We start from the raw sequence: 18,130 nt of genomic DNA, 5'->3' as shown, positions 1-18,130 counted from the left end.
AACGGTAATCGCATTATCATAAGGATTGGCATAAATGACTCAACGTTACAAACCGAATACCACTGTGGCTTGCGTTATTTACAGCCAGGGTCAATTTTTACTGGTTGAAGAACACATTGATGGACAGGTTAAATTTAACCAGCCTGCCGGTCATTTAGAAGCCAATGAGTCACTGATTAATGCGTGTGCTCGTGAGATTGCAGAAGAAACTGGATTGACAATAATGCCGCAAGCCCTTGTCGGTATTTATCAATTTAGTGCCAACCAAGACCTTGCCTTTGTGCGTTACACTTTTTGTATTGAACTTGATACGCCCATCGAATCGATTCCACAAGACTGTGCGATAGTGCGCACTCACTGGTTATCATATTCGCAAATTACTCAACGCTCTGCACAGTTACGCAGCCCACTGGTGCTCAAAAGCATCGATGATTTTATTGCGCAAGCGGGTTTACTAGATGAGTCGCCTCCCGCAACGCGAGACAATCGCCCGCCAATAACAGCTAAACGTGTTAGCCATCATTTTCCATTATCATTGCTTAACGCTGATTATTTGCACACCGATAAGTCAGTGGGTTAAGCCTAATTGACAGTCGTTCAAGATAGCCCAACGCTCGAATGCATGGTAGAATATGCGCCGCACAAATGTGATGTTTACACGCTTTCATGTACCAATAGCACCATAAGCGAAAGGCTTATCTGTGTAATTTATGACTGTGTTTAACGGCTATTCAGGTTGAGTCATTGGTATCACTGGCTTGAAACCACTGCATAACGCCACCATATACATACTCTCTATATTCAACGGTTTTAGGATTTATGACATCAATCAACCCAACTTCTCAAGGTAAAAAAGTCATTGTCGGCATGTCCGGCGGTGTGGACTCTTCTGTTTCGGCCTATTTGCTTATCCAGCAAGGCTATGAGGTTGAAGGTCTGTTTATGAAGAACTGGGAAGAAGACGACACCGACGAATATTGCGCTGCAGCAGATGATTTAAGAGATGCGCAAGCAGTATGTGACAAGCTTGGTATTAAAATGCACACCGTCAACTTTGCAGCCGAATACTGGGACAACGTGTTCGAGTATTTCTTAGCTGAATACAAAGCCGGCCGTACGCCTAATCCAGACATCATGTGCAACAAAGAAATCAAATTCAAAGCATTCCTAGAATTTGCCGACGAGATTTTAGACGCCGACTATATCGCCATGGGCCATTATGTTCGTCGCCGAGACAACAGCGATGGCAGTGTTGAAATGCTCCGCGGTGTTGATGGCAATAAAGACCAAAGCTATTTCCTATATACACTCAGCCATGAGCAAGTGGCGCGCAGTTTATTCCCTGTCGGTGAGCTTGAAAAACACGAAGTACGCGAAATAGCCAAAAAAATGGGCTTAATCACTCACGACAAAAAAGACAGCACCGGCATTTGTTTTATTGGCGAGCGCAAGTTTACTGATTTCTTAGCCACCTATTTACCGGCACAACCAGGTGACATTGAAACCGCCGAAGGCGAAGTCATAGGCACTCATCAAGGGTTGATGTACCACACCCTTGGTCAACGCAAAGGCTTAGGCATTGGTGGACTTAAAAATAGCAACGAAGACCCATGGTACGTAGTAGAAAAAGACCTACTGCGCAATGTATTAGTGGTTGCACAAGGTGCTGAACACCCGCGTTTAATGTCGCACGGTATGACCGTGAACCAATTACATTGGGTTGACCGAAAAGGCCCTGCTAATAACAGTAAAATCACAGTTAAAACCCGTTACCGTCAACGCGATGTTATCTGTACATTAGTTTATAACGATCCTGACAATATTACTGTCATGTTCGATACACCTGTTGCCGCTGTCACGCCTGGACAATCCGCAGTATTTTATGATGGCGATATTTGTTTAGGTGGCGGCATTATCGATACCTTAGTTCGAGGATAAACCGTGAGTCAAACTCCAGACAGTCTGCTGTTCGAACGTACAATGGCCTTTGCCGGTATTTTACAGGCAATTGGTCAGGTTCAGTATTTAGCGCGTCACGGTGAAAGTGATAAAGAAGCGTTAGCCGCGACCCTCAATACCATTTTGGTCACAGAACCCGAAGCCACTGCCGATGTGTATCAAGACAAAGGTATTTTAAATAAAGGCTATCAACTGATCCAAAATCAATTGGGTGATGGCAGCAATAAAGATGTCGAAACCACCCGCTATTTAGTCGGTGTATTGGCGCTTGAACGGAAACTTGCGCGCTCACCAAATGGTTTAGGCATGCTTGCTGAACGCATTAATCAAATACACCGCCAATTGAGCCACTTTGAGATTACCGATGAACAAGTCGTGTCTAACTTTGCCAGCATATACAGCGACATCATCAGTGAATTAGGTCCAAAATTACAGATTTCGGGTAACCCGGACTGCTTAAAGCAGCCCCTAGTTCAACATAAAATTCGAGCTTTATTACTCGCTGCTATGCGCAGTGCGGTATTATGGCGCCAATTAGGCGGTAAACGTCGCCATTTAGTGTTTGCCCGTAAAGCAATATTTGATACCGCAAGAAAAAGCCAAAATAACAATTAATCGACTCACCCTACAACAAAGTTCATCAAGGAGCTTCAAATGGATCTTTCCGCACTAACTGCTATCTCTCCGGTAGACGGTCGTTATGGTAGTAAAACCGCCTCATTAAGAGGGATTTTCAGCGAGTTCGGTCTTACTAAGTACCGTGTTCAAGTTGAAATTAACTGGTTAAAGTTATTATCTAGCTGCCCAGAGATTGAAGAAGTTCCCCCGTTTAGCGAAACCGCCCTTGCCTTACTCGATAGCATCAAAGATAACTTTAGCGAACAAGATGCATTGCGCGTTAAAGCAATTGAAAGCACCACCAACCACGACGTAAAAGCGGTTGAATACTTTATTAAAGAACAAATTGCCGATAACGCTGAATTAGTCGCGATTGACGAATTTGTTCACTTTGCTTGTACCTCAGAAGACATTAACAATCTATCTCACGGCTTAATGCTAAAAGAAGCGCGTGAACAGGTATTGGTACCGCATTGTCAGCAAATTATTGATGCGATTAAAAAGTTAGCGCATGACAACAAAAGCGTGCCATTAATGTCACGTACTCATGGCCAACCTGCATCACCATCAACGTTAGGCAAAGAAATGGCTAACGTTGCTGTGCGTCTTGAGCGTCAATTAAACCAAATCAACGCTGTTGAAATTATGGGTAAAATTAACGGTGCTGTGGGTAACTACAACGCACACATCTCTGCCTACCCAGAAGTGAACTGGCATGAATTGTCACAACGCTTTGTGACTAGCCTTGGCATTAACTGGAACGCCTACACTACACAGATTGAGCCACATGATTATATCGCTGAATTGTTTGATGCCATTGCCCGCTTCAACACCATTCTAATCGATTTCGATCGTGATATTTGGGGTTATGTTGCATTAGGACACTTTAAACAGCGCACTATCGCTGGCGAAATTGGTTCATCAACCATGCCGCACAAAGTGAACCCAATCGACTTTGAAAACTCTGAAGGTAACTTAGGCATCGCTAACGCATTAATGCAACATTTAGCCGCTAAATTACCGGTATCAAGATGGCAACGTGACTTAACTGACTCAACGGTTTTACGTAACCTTGGTGTCGGTATGGCGCACTCGCTCATTGCTTACCAAGCGACCTTAAAAGGCATTAGCAAATTAGAAGTGAACGAAGCGCAGCTGCTTGCAGAGCTTGATAAAAACTGGGAAGTATTGGCAGAGCCAGTACAAACAGTAATGCGTCGTTACGGCATCGAAAAGCCATATGAAAAACTGAAAGAATTGACACGTGGTAAGCGTATTGATGCCGCGCAACTTGCGACATTTATCGATGGCCTTGAATTGCCAGCGCACGTTAAAGTTGAACTGAAAAAAATGACTCCAGCAAACTACATCGGCCGTGCAGAAGCCTTTGTTGATGAGCTAAAATAGTCTTATAAGCTTATACATACCATTAGCGGTCGCATCTGTGACCGCTTTTTTATTGGACAAACATTCTCACGACCTGAGGTCAATGATGTACACATTAAATATTGATACCCAAGCCTTTATTAAACAGCATTGGCAACAGAAACCCCTTGTTATCAAGCAAGCATTTGTCGACTTTGAAGACCCTATTGCGGCAGACGAACTAGCCGGTCTCGCCTGTGAAGAAGAAATATCATCGCGCGTGGTTGTCACTAAAGGTGAGGATTGGGACGTGGTACAAGGTCCATTTGAAGACTACGACCAATTTGGCGAAGATAACTGGCAGTTATTAGTTCAGGCCGTTAACCATTGGTATCCAGCATCACAGCCATTAGTCGAAGCATTTCGCTTTTTACCCGACTGGCGCTTTGACGACCTAATGGTGTCTTTTGCTACACCGGGCGGCGGCGTAGGACCACATATCGATAACTATGATGTATTTATTATTCAAGGTGATGGCGAACGTCGTTGGAAGGTAGGTGATAAAGGCCAGCATAAACGTCGTGGCGATAACCCTAACTCACCATTAGTTGACGATTTTGAACCGATTATCGATGTGGTATTACAAAAAGGCGATGTATTATACATTCCGCCAGGTTACCCGCATTGCGGCGAAACAGTCACTTTGGCCCTTTCATACTCAATTGGGTTTAGAGCGCCAAGCCAACAGGAATTATTAACTGAATTAGCCGACAGCCTTATCGACAACAATTTAGGTAATAAACGCTTTACCTCTGTGGATGAGCCTGATGCACCCGGCATCATTAGCCAAACGCATCAACAAGGCATTATGGATTTATTAGTGCAATTAGCACAAGATCCTAAAGCCTATCAAACCATGTTAGGTAAGTTGCTAAGCCAAAATCGTTTTGAGTTGGATATCTGTGAAGATGAAGAACCATTGAGCAGCGATGACTTATTGGACGCCATTGAACAAGGCGCTATTATTCAACGTATTGGTGGCTTAAAAGTATTACGTCTCGAGCAAGACACAGAGTCAAGATTGTTTATCAACGGCGAAGTGTTTGCGTTACCAGGCGTTAATGAGTCCACACTGCAATTACTCGCCAATGAAGTCAGCATCATGCCTGAGCAAGCCAGCGAGTTAACAGAAGACACAACCTTACTTGATGTGCTGACACAACTCGTAAATCAAGGGCTATTTTATCTTGCTGAAGATGAATGCTAAGCGCTTAAATTTGTATTAAACAAAAAGGCACCTAGGTGCCTTTTTGTTATTCAGGATTTGCAAGTTAACCCCAAAGTTTCTCGTCTTGGTGCATTTTGTACAGGCTTTCTGCACGAGACACTAATAGCTGAGCAAACTTCATCTGCGTCGCATCTTTAGTCACGCCTGATTTATGCAGGTTTTCTGCTTTTAATTGCCACATCATTGAGAAATGACGAATGGCATCGCGAGCCGTCGCTGCCACTTTGACATCGACATAGTCAGATGGCAAATCACCCGACATCACCCAAAAAGTTTGTTTTTTAGGTTGTTTGGATTCCATCTTCCAAATAGCTAAATAAGGTGCAAGATAGCGGCTTTCGGTGGTAAGCACATTATTTGGGATCACGCCTTTCTCAGCTAAAAAGCGATTGGCTTTTTGAAATTGAGTACGTACCCACTCTTGTCTTAGTGCTTCTTGGTCTGGTGCTGGCTGTGCTACCTGCTCTGCAACTTCTTCAGTCATAATACTTCCTATCTTATTGTTATATTACAGGTTAGAACAATAATTCACCTGTTATCCAATCTTAAAAACATCAATGTAACATACGTTACTTTACGTTTACGTAAAGTGGCAAGCTAAATTTCCACATCAATCACAAAAATAACTAAATCATGCTTTGTTGAGAGTATCGCTAAATGCTATCGTGCTGCAATAAATATAACAAGCAGTCGTTTGTGTCTTGGATACTCAATAATACCAAGATACATGAACTTTACTTTAACATGCTAGTAAGCGGAGATAACAACGTGGCAGTTTTTAATCATGTTTCGTTCGATGAACACGAACAAGTGGTATTTTGTCATGACAAGCAAAGTGGCTTAAAAGCCATTATTGCTGTTCACAATACTAACCTTGGGTCGGCTGTAGGTGGTTGCCGTATGTGGAACTATGAATCAGATGACGAAGCGTTAACTGACGTATTGCGTCTCTCACGTGGCATGACCTATAAAAATGCCCTTGCCGGCTTAACCATGGGTGGCGGTAAAGCTGTTATCATCGCCGATCCTAAAACCACCGATCGCGAAGCACTATTCTTAGCCTTTGGCCGTTTTGTTAACAGTTTAGGCGGTAAATACTATTCAGCTGAAGATGTTGGCGTGTCAACATCTGACATTATGATAGCCAGTCGAGAAACTGAATTTGTAGCAGGTCTTGAAGGCAAATCTGGCGATCCATCGCCGTTAACCGCATTAGGTACCTATTTAGGCATCAAAGCAGCGATTAAGCATCAGCGTGGAATTGACAGCTTAAAAGGCATTAAAATCTCTGTGCAAGGCGTCGGACACGTTGGCTATTACTTGTGTAAGCATTTACACGAAGAAGGGGCTGAGTTGATTGTCACTGACATTCATCAAGCGTCGCTTGACCGTGTCGCGACTGAATTTCGTGCAACTGTCGTTGCCCCGCAAGATATCTATACTCAAGACGTTGATGTGTACGCGCCATGTGCATTAGGTGCCACCTTAAATGACACAACCTTACCATTACTAAAAGCGACCATCGTTGCAGGTTGTGCTAACAACCAATTAGCAGAAGTGCGTCATGGTGAAAAGCTCAAGCAAATGGGTATTTTATACGCACCCGATTATGTGATTAACGCTGGCGGTATTATTAATGTGTCATTTGAGAAAAACTATGACGCTGCTGCATCTAAAGCCAAAGTGGAGCAAATCTATCATACGCTATTAACTATTTTTAGCCGTGCAGACGCCGAAAACCGCACCACAGGTTCGGTCGCCGATGAAATGGCCAAAGCCATTATCGATGCTGCGAGATAGTGAGGCGAAATAGCAAGACAAAATAGTGAAATCGAAGCATCACAGGCTTTATTAAGCAAGCTTGTGGTGTTCACACTGCCGAACTAACAAAAAGGGAAATGCATTGGCATTTCCCTTTTTGCTGCTTAAACACTCACATATATCTCTGATTTGTCATAAATCGTTCACCTAACTGTCAAGTCGCTGCCCTACCTTAAATTAACACTGACTCAACTTATTTATTGAGGCAAATGGCAGATGGTCAATAACAGTAATCAAAACACCCAATCACTGATACAGCGTCAACCATTATCACGGCTAGCTCAAAATCAATGACATAGCGACATGCAGAGCAACAAACATACACACCCTCAAAAACAGTACGTAGCATAACTAAGGGCTAGACTATGATATTTTCCGTCGATAATGTGCTAGAAAAAAACCTACCCAATGTGCACAACAAACCGTGGTTAGCCAAGCCCACTAAAGCTATGTTGCGTTATTTACTCCACGAAAAGCAATGCAATGACATTGCCAATGAACACGCACATTTATCAGGTGTAGACTTTGTTGAGCAAATCTTAGCCAGTTTACACTTTACCTACAGTGTGCCCAATAACGAAGTTGAAAATATCCCACACGAAGGTCGCGTGGTGATATACGCCAATCACCCCATTGGTTCTCTTGATGCCCTCGCCCTTATTAAGCTCATCAGCCAGGTTCGCCCCGACATCAAAGTGGTCGCTAATGAATTGTTAATGGCCATTAAACCGCTGCATTCTATTTTATTGCCCGTACGTAACATGACAGGCGGCACGCCCAAGCAACATTTGGATGAAATACACCACCACCTTAAAAATGAAGGTGCGGTACTGATATTCCCATCGGGTGAAGTGTCGCGCTTGCGCCCAACCGGCGTCACCGATTTACATTGGCACAGCGGTTTTTTAAAAATGGCCCGCGCCTGTAATGCGCCATTATTACCCGTGTTTGTTGATGCTAAAAACTCAGCCACCTTTTATGGCGCTTCAATGATTTACAAACCCCTTGCAACCTTGCTGTTAGTCAAAGAGATGTTTAAACAAGTCGACCAAGTCATGCCAGTGCGTATTGGGCAACTGATTGCCAAAGAAGTCGTTAACAATCAAGATTTCCCCCTAAAAACTAAAGTGAAATTACTTAAAAATCATTTATACCGTATCGGTAAAAATCGTAGCCCATTATTTACCACCCAAAATGCCATTGCTCACCCTGAAAAACGCAGCGAACTGCAAAGTGAATTATCTCAATGCGAACGACTCGGACAAACTCAAGACAACAAGCAGATCTACCTTTATAAGCATCATCAAAGTAGTGCAATAATGCGTGAAATTGGCCGCTTACGTGAGATTGCCTTTCGCGCCGTGGGCGAAGGTACAGGCAAAAGGCGCGACACAGACAAGTACGACAATCATTATTTACACCTTGTACTGTGGGATAAAGATGATTTAGAAATTGTCGGTGCTTATCGTTTTGCCAGTGCTAAAACACTCCGTGAAACCCTAGGAAAAGACTCACTCTACAGCGAGTCATTATTTGACTATAAACAGGCATTCCAACCTTATTTAGAGCAAGGTTTAGAACTTGGGCGCAGCTTTGTACAACCTAAGTACTGGGGCCGACGCAGTTTAGAATACCTATGGCAAGGAATAGGTGCATTTTTAGTGAGTAATCCACAATATCGCTATTTATTTGGGCCGGTGTCGTTAAGCGATAGCCTGCCATTGCAAGCAAAGGAAATGTTGGTGTTCTTTTATCAGCAACAGTTTGCATCAAGCGAAACCTTAGCATGCTCATTTAATTCCTATCAATTTACCCCAGACAGAATTAACCAACTTGATCAGTTATTTAATGGATGCGATTACGCAGAAAATTTTAAAATACTTAAAAGGACGTTAGCGAATATGGCCGTATCGGTACCCACATTATTCAAACAATATGGTGAGCTTTGCGACAATCAAGGCGTGAAGTTTTTAGACTTTGGCATCGACCCAGAGTTTGGCGACTGCATTGATGGCTTAGTTCTGGTGGATATTCATCAACTCAAACCCCTTAAATACCAAAAGTACCTGGCAGGCCATTTACCACGAGAACAAGCCGCATCATAACCTTAGATACTTTTTGGTCCGTTTGTTGGTTGTTATTTGATTGTTACGCTATTATTTATCTGATATAAAAGAATAAATGAGTGGGGAATCATCTATGACAACATCGACAGACACATCAAACAATTCATTGAGTAAAACCTTGAATGAAACAGTAGAGGACACGTTCAATGAAACAGAGGATCAATCATCACACCATCGTATAAGCGTGGCAGATATTATGATCACCCGTGTTGTGACTATCGAAATGTATGACAGGCTTTCAGTCGCCAAAGAAATATTCGACAATGTCAGCTTTCACCATTTATTGGTTATCGATGAAGATGACAAATTAGCCGGCATTTTGTCTCACCGTGATTTTTTAAGGGCTCTTAGTCCCAATATTGGCACCGCTGCAGAATTGATACGAGATACCGAAACCCTACAAAAACGAATTCATCAAGTGATGAGTCATAATCCGGTTACCATAGCCCCTCATTGTGATATTAACCTTGCCAGCAAACTGATTCTAGACCATGACATTGGCTGTCTGCCGGTATTAGAGAACAACCACATTGTGGGGATCATTACCTGGAAAGACTTATTAAAAGCCTATTACACCGCTTAAAAAGACCCACAACCGATAAAGGCACTTTGCTTAATCACTAACACGACCTTTAAAACCAATAAGGTTAAAGTGAATTGGCTAATGCCTAATTGACCATCCTCATTCACAGTCACATTGCGACTCGCTACCTCATATTCGCCCACATCTTACCCAATGCTTAATCACTGACGTTTTGCAATACTCCATGATAAAAATAAATATTCTCATAGCCAGCAACAACATAGCTTTATTTCGCAAATTGTTCATATTTTTGTGCTGGAAATTGTCACATTGCTCTGCTTTATTAGTACTTAATGCAGTTTTTTTCAGTTGCATGACTGACTCAACAAGTTCAAAGATGAAAATGTTAAGGCTGTTTTGAGTGATGGGTATAGGTAAACACGCGGTTATCATGTGAAAGGATGAGCATTATGATTAAATTTTCTTACCACCTAAATCAAGACAATATCGAATTACAAGCCAGTAATTGGTGTGGTCTAGAACGAGTTTTTATCAACGGCAAAGTGGTGTCGCGCAAATTTAACTTTGGTTTACAGAGTATGCATGATGTGTTGCTCGATAACGGTAAAAAGTGCCGTTTCCAACTCATAGCCGATCCGCAAACGTCGTTAATATCGTGCAGAATCTACAAACAAAACCAACTGGTGACCATTTTAAAACAAGGTAAAAAACAGCTACAAAAAAGCCAGTTCATGATTGAATCTGGCTTTGTGATTGTGTGCGTGGGTATGTTGAGTATGTATTTATTGAGCTAACTCACAACTCTATAGACTCATTAACCTAGGGTAAAGTCTAAGCGCACTGTTGAAGTGCCCTGCGCCGGCTTACCATCCACAAATTTAGGTGCATAACGCCACTGGCTTAACGCCTCAATTGATTCTTTTTCAAATTGACTACCACCTTTAGAGTCAAGCACTTGAGGCGATTGCACAAAACCTTGCTCATCTACGGTAAATTGTAGTTTTACCCAACCACTTTTACCCCGCTTTGCATAAGACATAGGGTAATCTGGTGGCGTTCTAAATAAAGGCGTTTGCTCTTGTTGCTCGTTCCATGGCGTCATTTTACCAATGGCAATACAATGCTCAGTGGCTTGATCACTTTGGCCTTGCTTTTGATAAATATCAACTAACAAGGCATGAGCACGCAGCTCATGAGGATGGCTGTAAGGTAATGCTTGATATTGTTTTATCACTTCAACTAAAGCATAAACAGCTTTAGTGTGTTTACCCATTGCTTCATTTAATGCCCCATAAAGATAAGTCGCATTAACACGTTTTATCGCGTTTTCTGGAAGCTTACTGACATAGATATCATAGGCGTCAAAAGCAAAACCTCTAACTGTACGAGTATAAAACTCCGTGCCCGTTAGGCGATAAAAAGCCAAAGTTTTCACTTCAGCTATAGTGAGTTCATTATCCGCTTCTTGAGCAATATCAATCGCCTCAAACAACACTTTTTTGGCATAAGCATCATCTGCGGTGGTTTCAGCTAAGCCCACAAGTGGATCGATAAGGGCAATATCATTTTTAGGCAATTTTTGACGATATACCGCTAAAGCTGACTCAAATAATTGTTGCGCTTTTATCACCTGTTCATCTTGAATCACCCTGCCATTATTGTTCTGCTTCGATTGCACAACAATGGCATTTCCCCAGTTCATAGCTAATTTGGCACTATCAATGCTGTCTGCGCCGAATTTTACTTCGCCAAGTTCGTAAGCTTGTTGGGCATAGGTGATGATATCGGCTTGGCTATTAGCCTCAACAGCCTGGTTGTATTGTTGATATGCTGATGAAAAATCAACCGACCCAGTGACCATGTCCGTAGGTTGAGCGTAGGCCATGTGGCTTGCACACGCGGCGATAATGGATAAGCGTAAAAGTGTTTTTTTCATGGTTAAAGTCCTTTTTAGTTTTACCTAAGATCCTTTATTACACAGGGTATAAATCAGTAATCAAAGATGTACGGCACAGTTTGCCTGACTTTTATGACCTGAGTCAATTTAATGAAAATCAGTGTAAACAATATGTTGCGAAATTACTATCAAGAGTCACACTTAATAAAGCGTTTACTATTTATATCACTGGATATTAGTGCCAACACTGCCAACATAAGTGCCAAACATGATCAGAACCCATCACTTTACCCCTCAGGAGTATAGATGTCTGCCATCGCAAAATTGCTCCAAGCCATGTTGAGTAGCTTTAAAGACCTTGTCCCCATTATATTGGTGGTCAGTTTTTTTGAAATATTTGTCCTCCGCCAAGCTCCCGCAGAGCTTGGGTCTATTCTTATTGGCTTAGTCTTTATTGTCTTGGGATTAACATTTTTTGTGTTTGGTTTAGAAATGGGCTTATTCCCCATTGGTGAATCATTAGCAGAAGCATTAGCACGAAAAGGCAGTATATTTTGGTTAGTAATTTTCTCATTCTCATTGGGGTTTGGCACCACATTAGCAGAACCGGCGCTAACAGCCGTAGCCAATGAAGCGGCTCAAGTTGCCGCAAATGCCGGTGCGATTGAGGCTAATAAGCAGGCCATGAGTTCCTATGCTATGGGATTGCGTATCACGGTTGCGATTTCGGTAGGTTTAGCCATTTTACTTGGCGTGATCCGTATTCTTAAAGGCTGGCCTATTCATTACATCATCATTGGTGGTTATGTACTTGTGATGATCCTTACCAGCTTTGCCCCAGCCAATATTATCGGCATCGCCTACGATTCAGGTGGTGTCACCACATCAACCATTACCGTGCCTTTGGTGACTGCATTGGGCGTCGGCCTTGCCAGTGTGATTAAAGGCAGAAACCCGATGTTAGACGGCTTTGGCCTCATTGCATTTGCCAGCCTTAGCCCTATGATTTTTGTATTAATTTACGGCATGGTGTTTTTAAACTGATGCGTGCGATAAGGAGCCAATTTGTTTACTGAGCTGATTAGCACATTTTTGCTCACTGCACGCGATGTCATCCCTATTGCAGTGATTTTGTTTGGCTTTCAACTTGGCGTACTCAAGCGCCCTGTCACCCAATGGCGTAAAGTGTTACTGGGATTTGTCTATGTGATTATTGGCCTGACCTTTTTCTTAGTCGGTTTACAACTCGCACTGTTCCCCATTGGCGAAAGCATGGCAAACCAATTAACCACCAGCGAGTTTTTACACCCCGATGGCAGCAAAGCACCGTTTATTTGGCAGGATTATTTTTGGGTGTATGTTTTTGCAGCTGCAATTGGCTTTAGCACTACCATTGCCGAGCCGTCACTGATTGCCGTAGCAATCAAAGCCAACCAGGTATCAGGTGGCACCATTGGTATACAAGGCCTGCGAATGTCTGTGGCATTGGGTGTCGCCATTGGCATTACTTTAGGGTGCTTTCGCATTGTAGTAGGCGATCCCATCCATTACTACATTATGGCCGGTTACGTCATCGTGGTTATTCAAACTTTTTATGCCCCAAAAATGATTGTACCTCTGGCGTATGACTCAGGCGGCGTGACCACATCAACCGTAACAGTGCCTTTGGTTGCGGCACTAGGCCTTGGGCTTGCCACCAACGTTGAAGGGCGTAATCCACTTATTGACGGCTTTGGTTTAATCGCCTTTGCCAGTTTATTTCCGATGATCACCGTAATGGGTTACGCCCAAATCGTTGATTATTTATCCAAACGAAAAGCGATTAAGGACTAAATCTATGCGTTTTAAACTAATCGTCGCCTTTGTCGACGAAGATTGTACCGACGCAGTACTCGATGCAGCCAGGCTTGCAGGAGCCACTGGCGCGACGGTAATAAACCATGCTCGTGGTGAAGGATTAGAAAAAAAGAAAACCTTTATGGGCCTCACCTTAGATGTACAACGCGATGTGATTTTATGGTTGGTTGAAGAACATATGTGCCGCAAGATACTCGAAACGATATCTAAAGTAGGCGAATTTGACACTAATTCAGGTAAAGGCATTGCGATTCAAATTGATGTTGAAGATGCCGTCGGTGTGGCTCATCAAGTTGCTAAGCTAAGTAAAGACATTGAGGATCAAATATGAGTAGCATTATCCCTACCCGTAATCGCGATGTGATGAATAACCGTTACGCCATGGTTGACGGTATGCACACGGTTGCAGAAGCAATCCAAGTGGCCATCAATAAAAATGTCAGTATTTTGGTGGTCGATAAACGCAATGAACATGACGAATATGGCATGGTTCTCATGAGTGACATCGCCCGAAAAGTGTTGGCAAAAGACAAATCACCCGAGCGCACTAATATATACGAGATCATGATAAAGCCGGTATTTTCTGTACCTGCTGATATGGATGTACGTTATACAGCACGCTTATTTGAGCGCTTTAACATTAACAAAGCGCCCGTGGTCGAAAGTGGTCACATTTTAGGTTTCGTCACTTATGATGACATTGTACTAAAAGGCATGATCAAGCGCTAAACTGACGTTATTGTTCAGCAATGTGCTTAACGATAAACTCAATTAACGAGCGCATTTTTAACGGCAAATTTTTATCTTTGTACAACAAATGAATTGGCATGGCTTCTGGTGGGGTTAAACTCGCAATATTGACTAAGAGGCCAGCATCTATCGCCTCTTTAACAACAATACTGGGTTGTAACACCACGCCTAAACCATCAACGGCAGCTTGAGTCAGTACCACACCACTGTTTGACGACAGCCTAAACTGTCGCTTGCCAAAAACTTGTTGATGCGCCACAGATAACGAACCATTGCTTGAATAGCTAAACCCAAGACAGTGATGCTCACGCAAATCTGCATTCGATGTTATCTCAGCGTGCTGCGCTACATATTGCGGCGATGCACAAAACTGCATGTGATAATTCATAATATGGCGACCAATCAAAGCTGAATCGCTAAGCTCACCAATCCTAACCAATAAATCGACACTGTCTAACATTGGGTCGACAAGGTTATTGTCTAAACGTAAGTCAACATCGACTTGCGGATACGCTAACAAAAAACGATTCACAATGGGCGCCAGTACCGCATTACCAAAACTCACCGGTGCATTAATCTTAATGCTGCCACTCACTGTGCCTGTCATGGATTGTAAGGTATTTTCAGCGGCAGTAATGGCTGCCAAAATGCTTTTACATTCTTGATAATATAATTGGCCAGACTCACTTAATGCTTGTTGTCGTGTGGTGCGGTTGATTAGCTTAACGCCTAAATAGCCTTCTAACTGATTAATATGCTTGCTGACCATGGTGCGGCTGATATTAAACTGATGCGCAGCCGCAGCATAATTACCTTGCTCAGCTACGCAGCTAAACACTTGCATCGCGGTTAATTTATCCATCGCCACTCCACTCATTGATCCCAAATACTATAAATTGATACCAAAGATTATAAACCTATAGTGTTTTCTGTAAACACCAATGACTGGTATTGCCGTTAACAAAACTGGTTTACGATGAGCCATCATTATTGAGGAGTTGTTATGGATTACAAATTAGATCAAGCAGGCATTTTTATTACCGCTGAAATTCACATTAAAGATGACGTACCGTTGGCCCAAGGCCTTGCTGCAATCCGTCAATTTTGTGCAGACATGAATAGCGAACCAGGCTGCTCACTTGCAATGGCAACTCAACATAAAACTCACCCAAAGCAATTTGTATTTTGGGAGCGTTATGATGATCAAGCCGCATTTGACGCTCACTTTGCCGCGCCTCATACTCAAGCCTTTATTAAAGCAGGACTCACCGAACTCAAACAAGCCTTTGACTATCAACGCCTAGCAACCGAGGAATAACCGATGAGTAAAATAATTAACTGGGGTATTTTAGGCACCAGCTTTATTTCTGGCGTGATGGCTGATGCGATAAAAGCACAAGGTCAAAGTCAGATATATGCCGTCGCTGGCCGTAACACCACAACGTTAGCCGAGTTTGCAGCGCAATATAACATCGCACATCAATTTACTGATTTTGATGCATTAATTAATGATCCGCTGGTAGATGTGATTTACATCGCCCTGCCTAATCACTTGCACCATGAGTATGTGATTAAAGCAGCCAATGCGGGTAAAGCTATCTTATGCGAAAAGTCCCTGTCGGTCGATATGCCATCAACCATTGCCAGCCTTGATGCGGTTAAGCACAACAAAGTGTTCTTTTTAGAAGGGCTAATGTATCTTGCGCATCCTTTTATGCAGCAGTTATGTCAAACCTTAGCATCTGGCGTGATTGGTGACGTAAAAAGTATTCGTGGTCAGTATTGCGCGGCTATCAGCCAATTTGTTAATCCGGCCAGTCTTGGCGCGTTGTTTAACCTTGGTTGTTACCCTGCATCATTAATGCAATTAGTCATGCAGCAACAATTTGGTAATAGCATCAGCCAACATTATCAATTGCAAGCAACTGGGCGACGTGGGCAAGATGGCAATATTTGTGAATCTACGGCTATTGTGACTTATACAAACGGCGTGCAATGTCATTTACACACAGCTGAAGATTATGGCTTACACGCAGGATTTACCATTTTAGGCAGCTTAGGAAGTATTGAGTTCACCTCAAATCCCTGGTTACCAGAAGCTCAAGGTAATCATTTTTCAGTAAGGTTATATGAGCAAGATGCTGACGTTGTGAATGTTAAAGCCAAAGGCAATGGTTTTTACTACCAGGTAGAAGCGGTGCTAGCGGCGCTAGACAGTAAACAACACATAGTGCCAAGACCATTAGCACAACTGCAAGACTCGCACGATATCATGAGCATGTTAACCACCTGGCATCAAGCGGCTTTAGAAAGCAGCGCTGAAAACCTGACCGTTAAACGCTAGACAATCGTTAATTCGTTGTTGTTGCACTGAAGATAAGTCAGCAACAGCGAAATATGCGTATTCGCTGTGTTCATCGCTTAGACTAATCACCGCCTCTTTGGTTAACTCACAACGAAAGATAAACGCTTGCGACTGGTAAGCACTGTGAAAATACACCCCAGATAAATAATTCACCTTCACCAAACAGCTTAACTCTTCTTGGCATTCTCGCAGTAATGCCTGATGAATGGTTTCATTAGGATCAAGCCCGCCTCCCGGTAAGCCCCAATGCTTGTCACCGTAAGTGGCTTTTAATAACAAAACGTCCCCTGCCGCATTGGTGATCACCGCATGCGAGCTCAATCTAAATAAGTCATTAAATGCCATGATGTTGGTACCTAAAATTCAGTGGCTAAAAATCAGGGGCTAAAATTGAACTGAACAACGTTATATAAACGAGTTAACACCTGGTAATACCATTGCAGAGGGCGTCAAAAAAAACCAACTGCAATGGTATCAATATGGAGTGACTACTGTTCTAGGCGCTTACCTGCTCCATTTAAACGCTGATATGAAACGCTGATATCAACAAGCACAATAACGATTGATATCAATCGTTATTGTGGACTATTTTCGACCGAGAATTCTGAGTATTCGTAAAAATAAATTGATGATGTCCATATACAAGGCCGCAGCGCTATCAACGGCGTTATCAAATGTTTTAGGGATTGCATTAGCACGAGCCCAATCATAACCAATATAACCACAAAAAATCAGCGCGACAATCCAATCTAAAATGCCGTGATGGGTATTAAAAATAAATATTTCAATGAGTTCCACTACAATCACACAAATCAACGCAATGGTTAACCCACCCGCTATCTTGTTAAAAAAGGCAGGATACATTGAGCCTAACAGCATCATCACAAACGTTACCATGCCGGTAACCCTAATGGCCTCTTGAACAATATCTGGATTATATTGGCTCACCACAAGATTAATAATCAGCCCAAACGGTACCACCACAAAGTTATAGCCAATAAAGCTCACAATAGGCTTATCTGATTTGCTAAAAAGATAAATACCAAAAAAACACGAAGCAAAATACCCAATAAAAAAGATTATCGGATTAATGCTACTGATTGATTCAACTGAAATATTCAGCACCATAAGCCAATTGATGGCAAAACCCCATAACAGCGTTAAGCCAATGACAAAATTGTAAGTAGACCCACTGATTATTTTGTCATTGGTGTGAGTTCTGTTAAATACATCGACTTCCATTTTACATCCTTATAAATTGAGATTTGAATTGAGTTTGTACATGCTCATCGTAACAATAACTTGTTATTGGACATTTCCGAGTTAGAACATTCATTCTAATTCGTGAGTTTCAGGTTAAAATGTCTATGTGTAACGAGACTGTAGAATTTCTATTTTAGAAAAACAGTCTCAAAATATCTAGCGTCAATTAACTTGGCCGGTTCCGCGTCAATTATCTTGGCCGGTTGACACCGAATTTTATTTGCTCTTATTGAGCGCTGTTTTGCGTCGGTAACTTTCACCTTCGCAATGAATAATC

General features: G+C 42.4%; 20 protein-coding genes. 15 read left to right on the top strand and 5 right to left on the bottom strand.

The annotated features are described in order from the left end of the window. The first annotated feature begins 34 nt into the window (after positions 1-34). The 5 genes from ACROAE_RS06355 (at position 35) to ACROAE_RS06335 (ending at position 5,209) form a co-directional block, all read left to right on the top strand. On the top strand, positions 35-580 hold the full coding sequence (locus ACROAE_RS06355; RefSeq protein ID WP_432400156.1) for an NUDIX hydrolase: 546 nt from the start codon (positions 35-37) through the stop codon (positions 578-580). A gap of 239 nt (positions 581-819) precedes the next feature. Next, the gene (gene mnmA / locus ACROAE_RS06350; RefSeq protein ID WP_432400155.1) at positions 820-1,938 is read left to right on the top strand and encodes a tRNA 2-thiouridine(34) synthase MnmA; all 1,119 of its coding nucleotides are present in this window, start codon (positions 820-822) and stop codon (positions 1,936-1,938) included. 3 nt (positions 1,939-1,941) lie between these two features. Then, positions 1,942-2,574 carry a high frequency lysogenization protein HflD gene (gene hflD / locus ACROAE_RS06345; protein ID WP_432400154.1) on the top strand — a complete coding sequence of 211 codons (633 nt, stop codon included), beginning with the start codon at positions 1,942-1,944 and terminating at the stop codon, positions 2,572-2,574. Positions 2,575-2,613: 39 nt separating this feature from the next. Then, positions 2,614-3,984: an adenylosuccinate lyase gene (purB, locus tag ACROAE_RS06340; protein ID WP_432400153.1), complete on the top strand. Its 1,371-nt coding sequence runs from the start codon at positions 2,614-2,616 to the stop codon at positions 3,982-3,984. Positions 3,985-4,069: 85 nt separating this feature from the next. Continuing rightward, positions 4,070-5,209, top strand: coding sequence for a JmjC domain-containing protein (locus ACROAE_RS06335; RefSeq protein ID WP_432400348.1), 1,140 nt, complete (start codon positions 4,070-4,072; stop codon positions 5,207-5,209). Positions 5,210-5,273: 64 nt separating this feature from the next. Here ACROAE_RS06335 and ACROAE_RS06330 read toward each other — a convergent pair whose 3' ends face one another. Beyond that, complete coding sequence (locus ACROAE_RS06330) at positions 5,274-5,714, bottom strand: DUF4826 family protein (RefSeq protein WP_432400152.1); 441 nt, start codon at positions 5,712-5,714, stop codon at positions 5,274-5,276. A gap of 284 nt (positions 5,715-5,998) precedes the next feature. On the opposite strand from ACROAE_RS06330, the gene ACROAE_RS06325 reads away from it, so the two are divergent. The 4 genes from ACROAE_RS06325 (at position 5,999) to ACROAE_RS06310 (ending at position 10,515) form a co-directional block, all read left to right on the top strand. Then, a complete protein-coding gene (locus ACROAE_RS06325; RefSeq protein WP_432400151.1) occupies positions 5,999-7,030 on the top strand; it encodes a Glu/Leu/Phe/Val dehydrogenase dimerization domain-containing protein in 1,032 nt (343 codons plus the stop codon). A 386-nt stretch (positions 7,031-7,416) separates the two neighbouring features. After that, positions 7,417-9,156, top strand: a complete 1,740-nt coding sequence (locus ACROAE_RS06320; RefSeq protein WP_432400150.1) for a GNAT family N-acyltransferase — start codon at positions 7,417-7,419, stop codon at positions 9,154-9,156. 217 nt (positions 9,157-9,373) lie between these two features. Then, the gene (locus ACROAE_RS06315) at positions 9,374-9,760 is read left to right on the top strand and encodes a CBS domain-containing protein (protein WP_432400347.1); all 387 of its coding nucleotides are present in this window, start codon (positions 9,374-9,376) and stop codon (positions 9,758-9,760) included. A gap of 410 nt (positions 9,761-10,170) precedes the next feature. Continuing rightward, complete coding sequence (locus ACROAE_RS06310; RefSeq protein ID WP_188952444.1) at positions 10,171-10,515, top strand: hypothetical protein; 345 nt, start codon at positions 10,171-10,173, stop codon at positions 10,513-10,515. A gap of 20 nt (positions 10,516-10,535) precedes the next feature. On the opposite strand, the gene ACROAE_RS06305 is transcribed toward ACROAE_RS06310, so the two are convergent. Further along, entirely contained in the window at positions 10,536-11,657 is a 1,122-nt protein-coding gene (locus tag ACROAE_RS06305; protein WP_432400149.1) for an energy transducer TonB, read from the bottom strand. A gap of 267 nt (positions 11,658-11,924) precedes the next feature. Here ACROAE_RS06305 and ACROAE_RS06300 point away from each other — a divergent pair, with 267 nt between their 5' ends. From ACROAE_RS06300 to ACROAE_RS06285, 4 genes are read left to right on the top strand one after another with little or no spacing between them, the layout of a single operon-like run. After that, positions 11,925-12,662, top strand: a complete 738-nt coding sequence (locus tag ACROAE_RS06300) for a DUF1538 family protein (RefSeq protein ID WP_432400148.1) — start codon at positions 11,925-11,927, stop codon at positions 12,660-12,662. A gap of 21 nt (positions 12,663-12,683) precedes the next feature. Next, positions 12,684-13,451 carry a DUF1538 domain-containing protein gene (locus tag ACROAE_RS06295; protein WP_432400147.1) on the top strand — a complete coding sequence of 256 codons (768 nt, stop codon included), beginning with the start codon at positions 12,684-12,686 and terminating at the stop codon, positions 13,449-13,451. 4 nt (positions 13,452-13,455) lie between these two features. Beyond that, entirely contained in the window at positions 13,456-13,806 is a 351-nt protein-coding gene (locus tag ACROAE_RS06290; protein WP_432400146.1) for a P-II family nitrogen regulator, read from the top strand. Then, positions 13,803-14,204: a CBS domain-containing protein gene (locus ACROAE_RS06285; protein ID WP_432400145.1), complete on the top strand. Its 402-nt coding sequence runs from the start codon at positions 13,803-13,805 to the stop codon at positions 14,202-14,204. Before ACROAE_RS06290 ends, ACROAE_RS06285 begins: the two co-directional genes overlap by 4 nt. Before the next feature lie 7 nt (positions 14,205-14,211). Here ACROAE_RS06285 and ACROAE_RS06280 read toward each other — a convergent pair whose 3' ends face one another. Next, positions 14,212-15,087, bottom strand: coding sequence for a LysR family transcriptional regulator (locus ACROAE_RS06280; protein ID WP_432400144.1), 876 nt, complete (start codon positions 15,085-15,087; stop codon positions 14,212-14,214). A 141-nt stretch (positions 15,088-15,228) separates the two neighbouring features. On the opposite strand from ACROAE_RS06280, the gene ACROAE_RS06275 reads away from it, so the two are divergent. Continuing rightward, the gene (locus ACROAE_RS06275) at positions 15,229-15,543 is read left to right on the top strand and encodes a putative quinol monooxygenase (RefSeq protein WP_160052919.1); all 315 of its coding nucleotides are present in this window, start codon (positions 15,229-15,231) and stop codon (positions 15,541-15,543) included. Between the two features lie 3 nt (positions 15,544-15,546). Next, a complete protein-coding gene (locus tag ACROAE_RS06270; RefSeq protein ID WP_432400143.1) occupies positions 15,547-16,569 on the top strand; it encodes a Gfo/Idh/MocA family protein in 1,023 nt (340 codons plus the stop codon). Here the strand turns inward: ACROAE_RS06270 and ACROAE_RS06265 are convergent. Then, entirely contained in the window at positions 16,531-16,935 is a 405-nt protein-coding gene (locus ACROAE_RS06265) for an NUDIX hydrolase (RefSeq protein WP_432400142.1), read from the bottom strand. The genes ACROAE_RS06270 and ACROAE_RS06265 overlap by 39 nt on opposite strands. Positions 16,936-17,175: 240 nt before the next feature. Then, complete coding sequence (locus tag ACROAE_RS06260; protein WP_432400141.1) at positions 17,176-17,832, bottom strand: Bax inhibitor-1 family protein; 657 nt, start codon at positions 17,830-17,832, stop codon at positions 17,176-17,178. Positions 17,833-18,130 lie beyond the last annotated feature (298 nt).

It is taken from the genome of Shewanella sp. MF05960 (assembly GCF_050849305.1).
Taxonomy (GTDB): domain Bacteria; phylum Pseudomonadota; class Gammaproteobacteria; order Enterobacterales; family Shewanellaceae; genus Shewanella.
The sequence above is the reverse complement of the archived record's forward strand: the minus strand, read 5'-3'. Positions and strand labels throughout refer to the sequence as shown.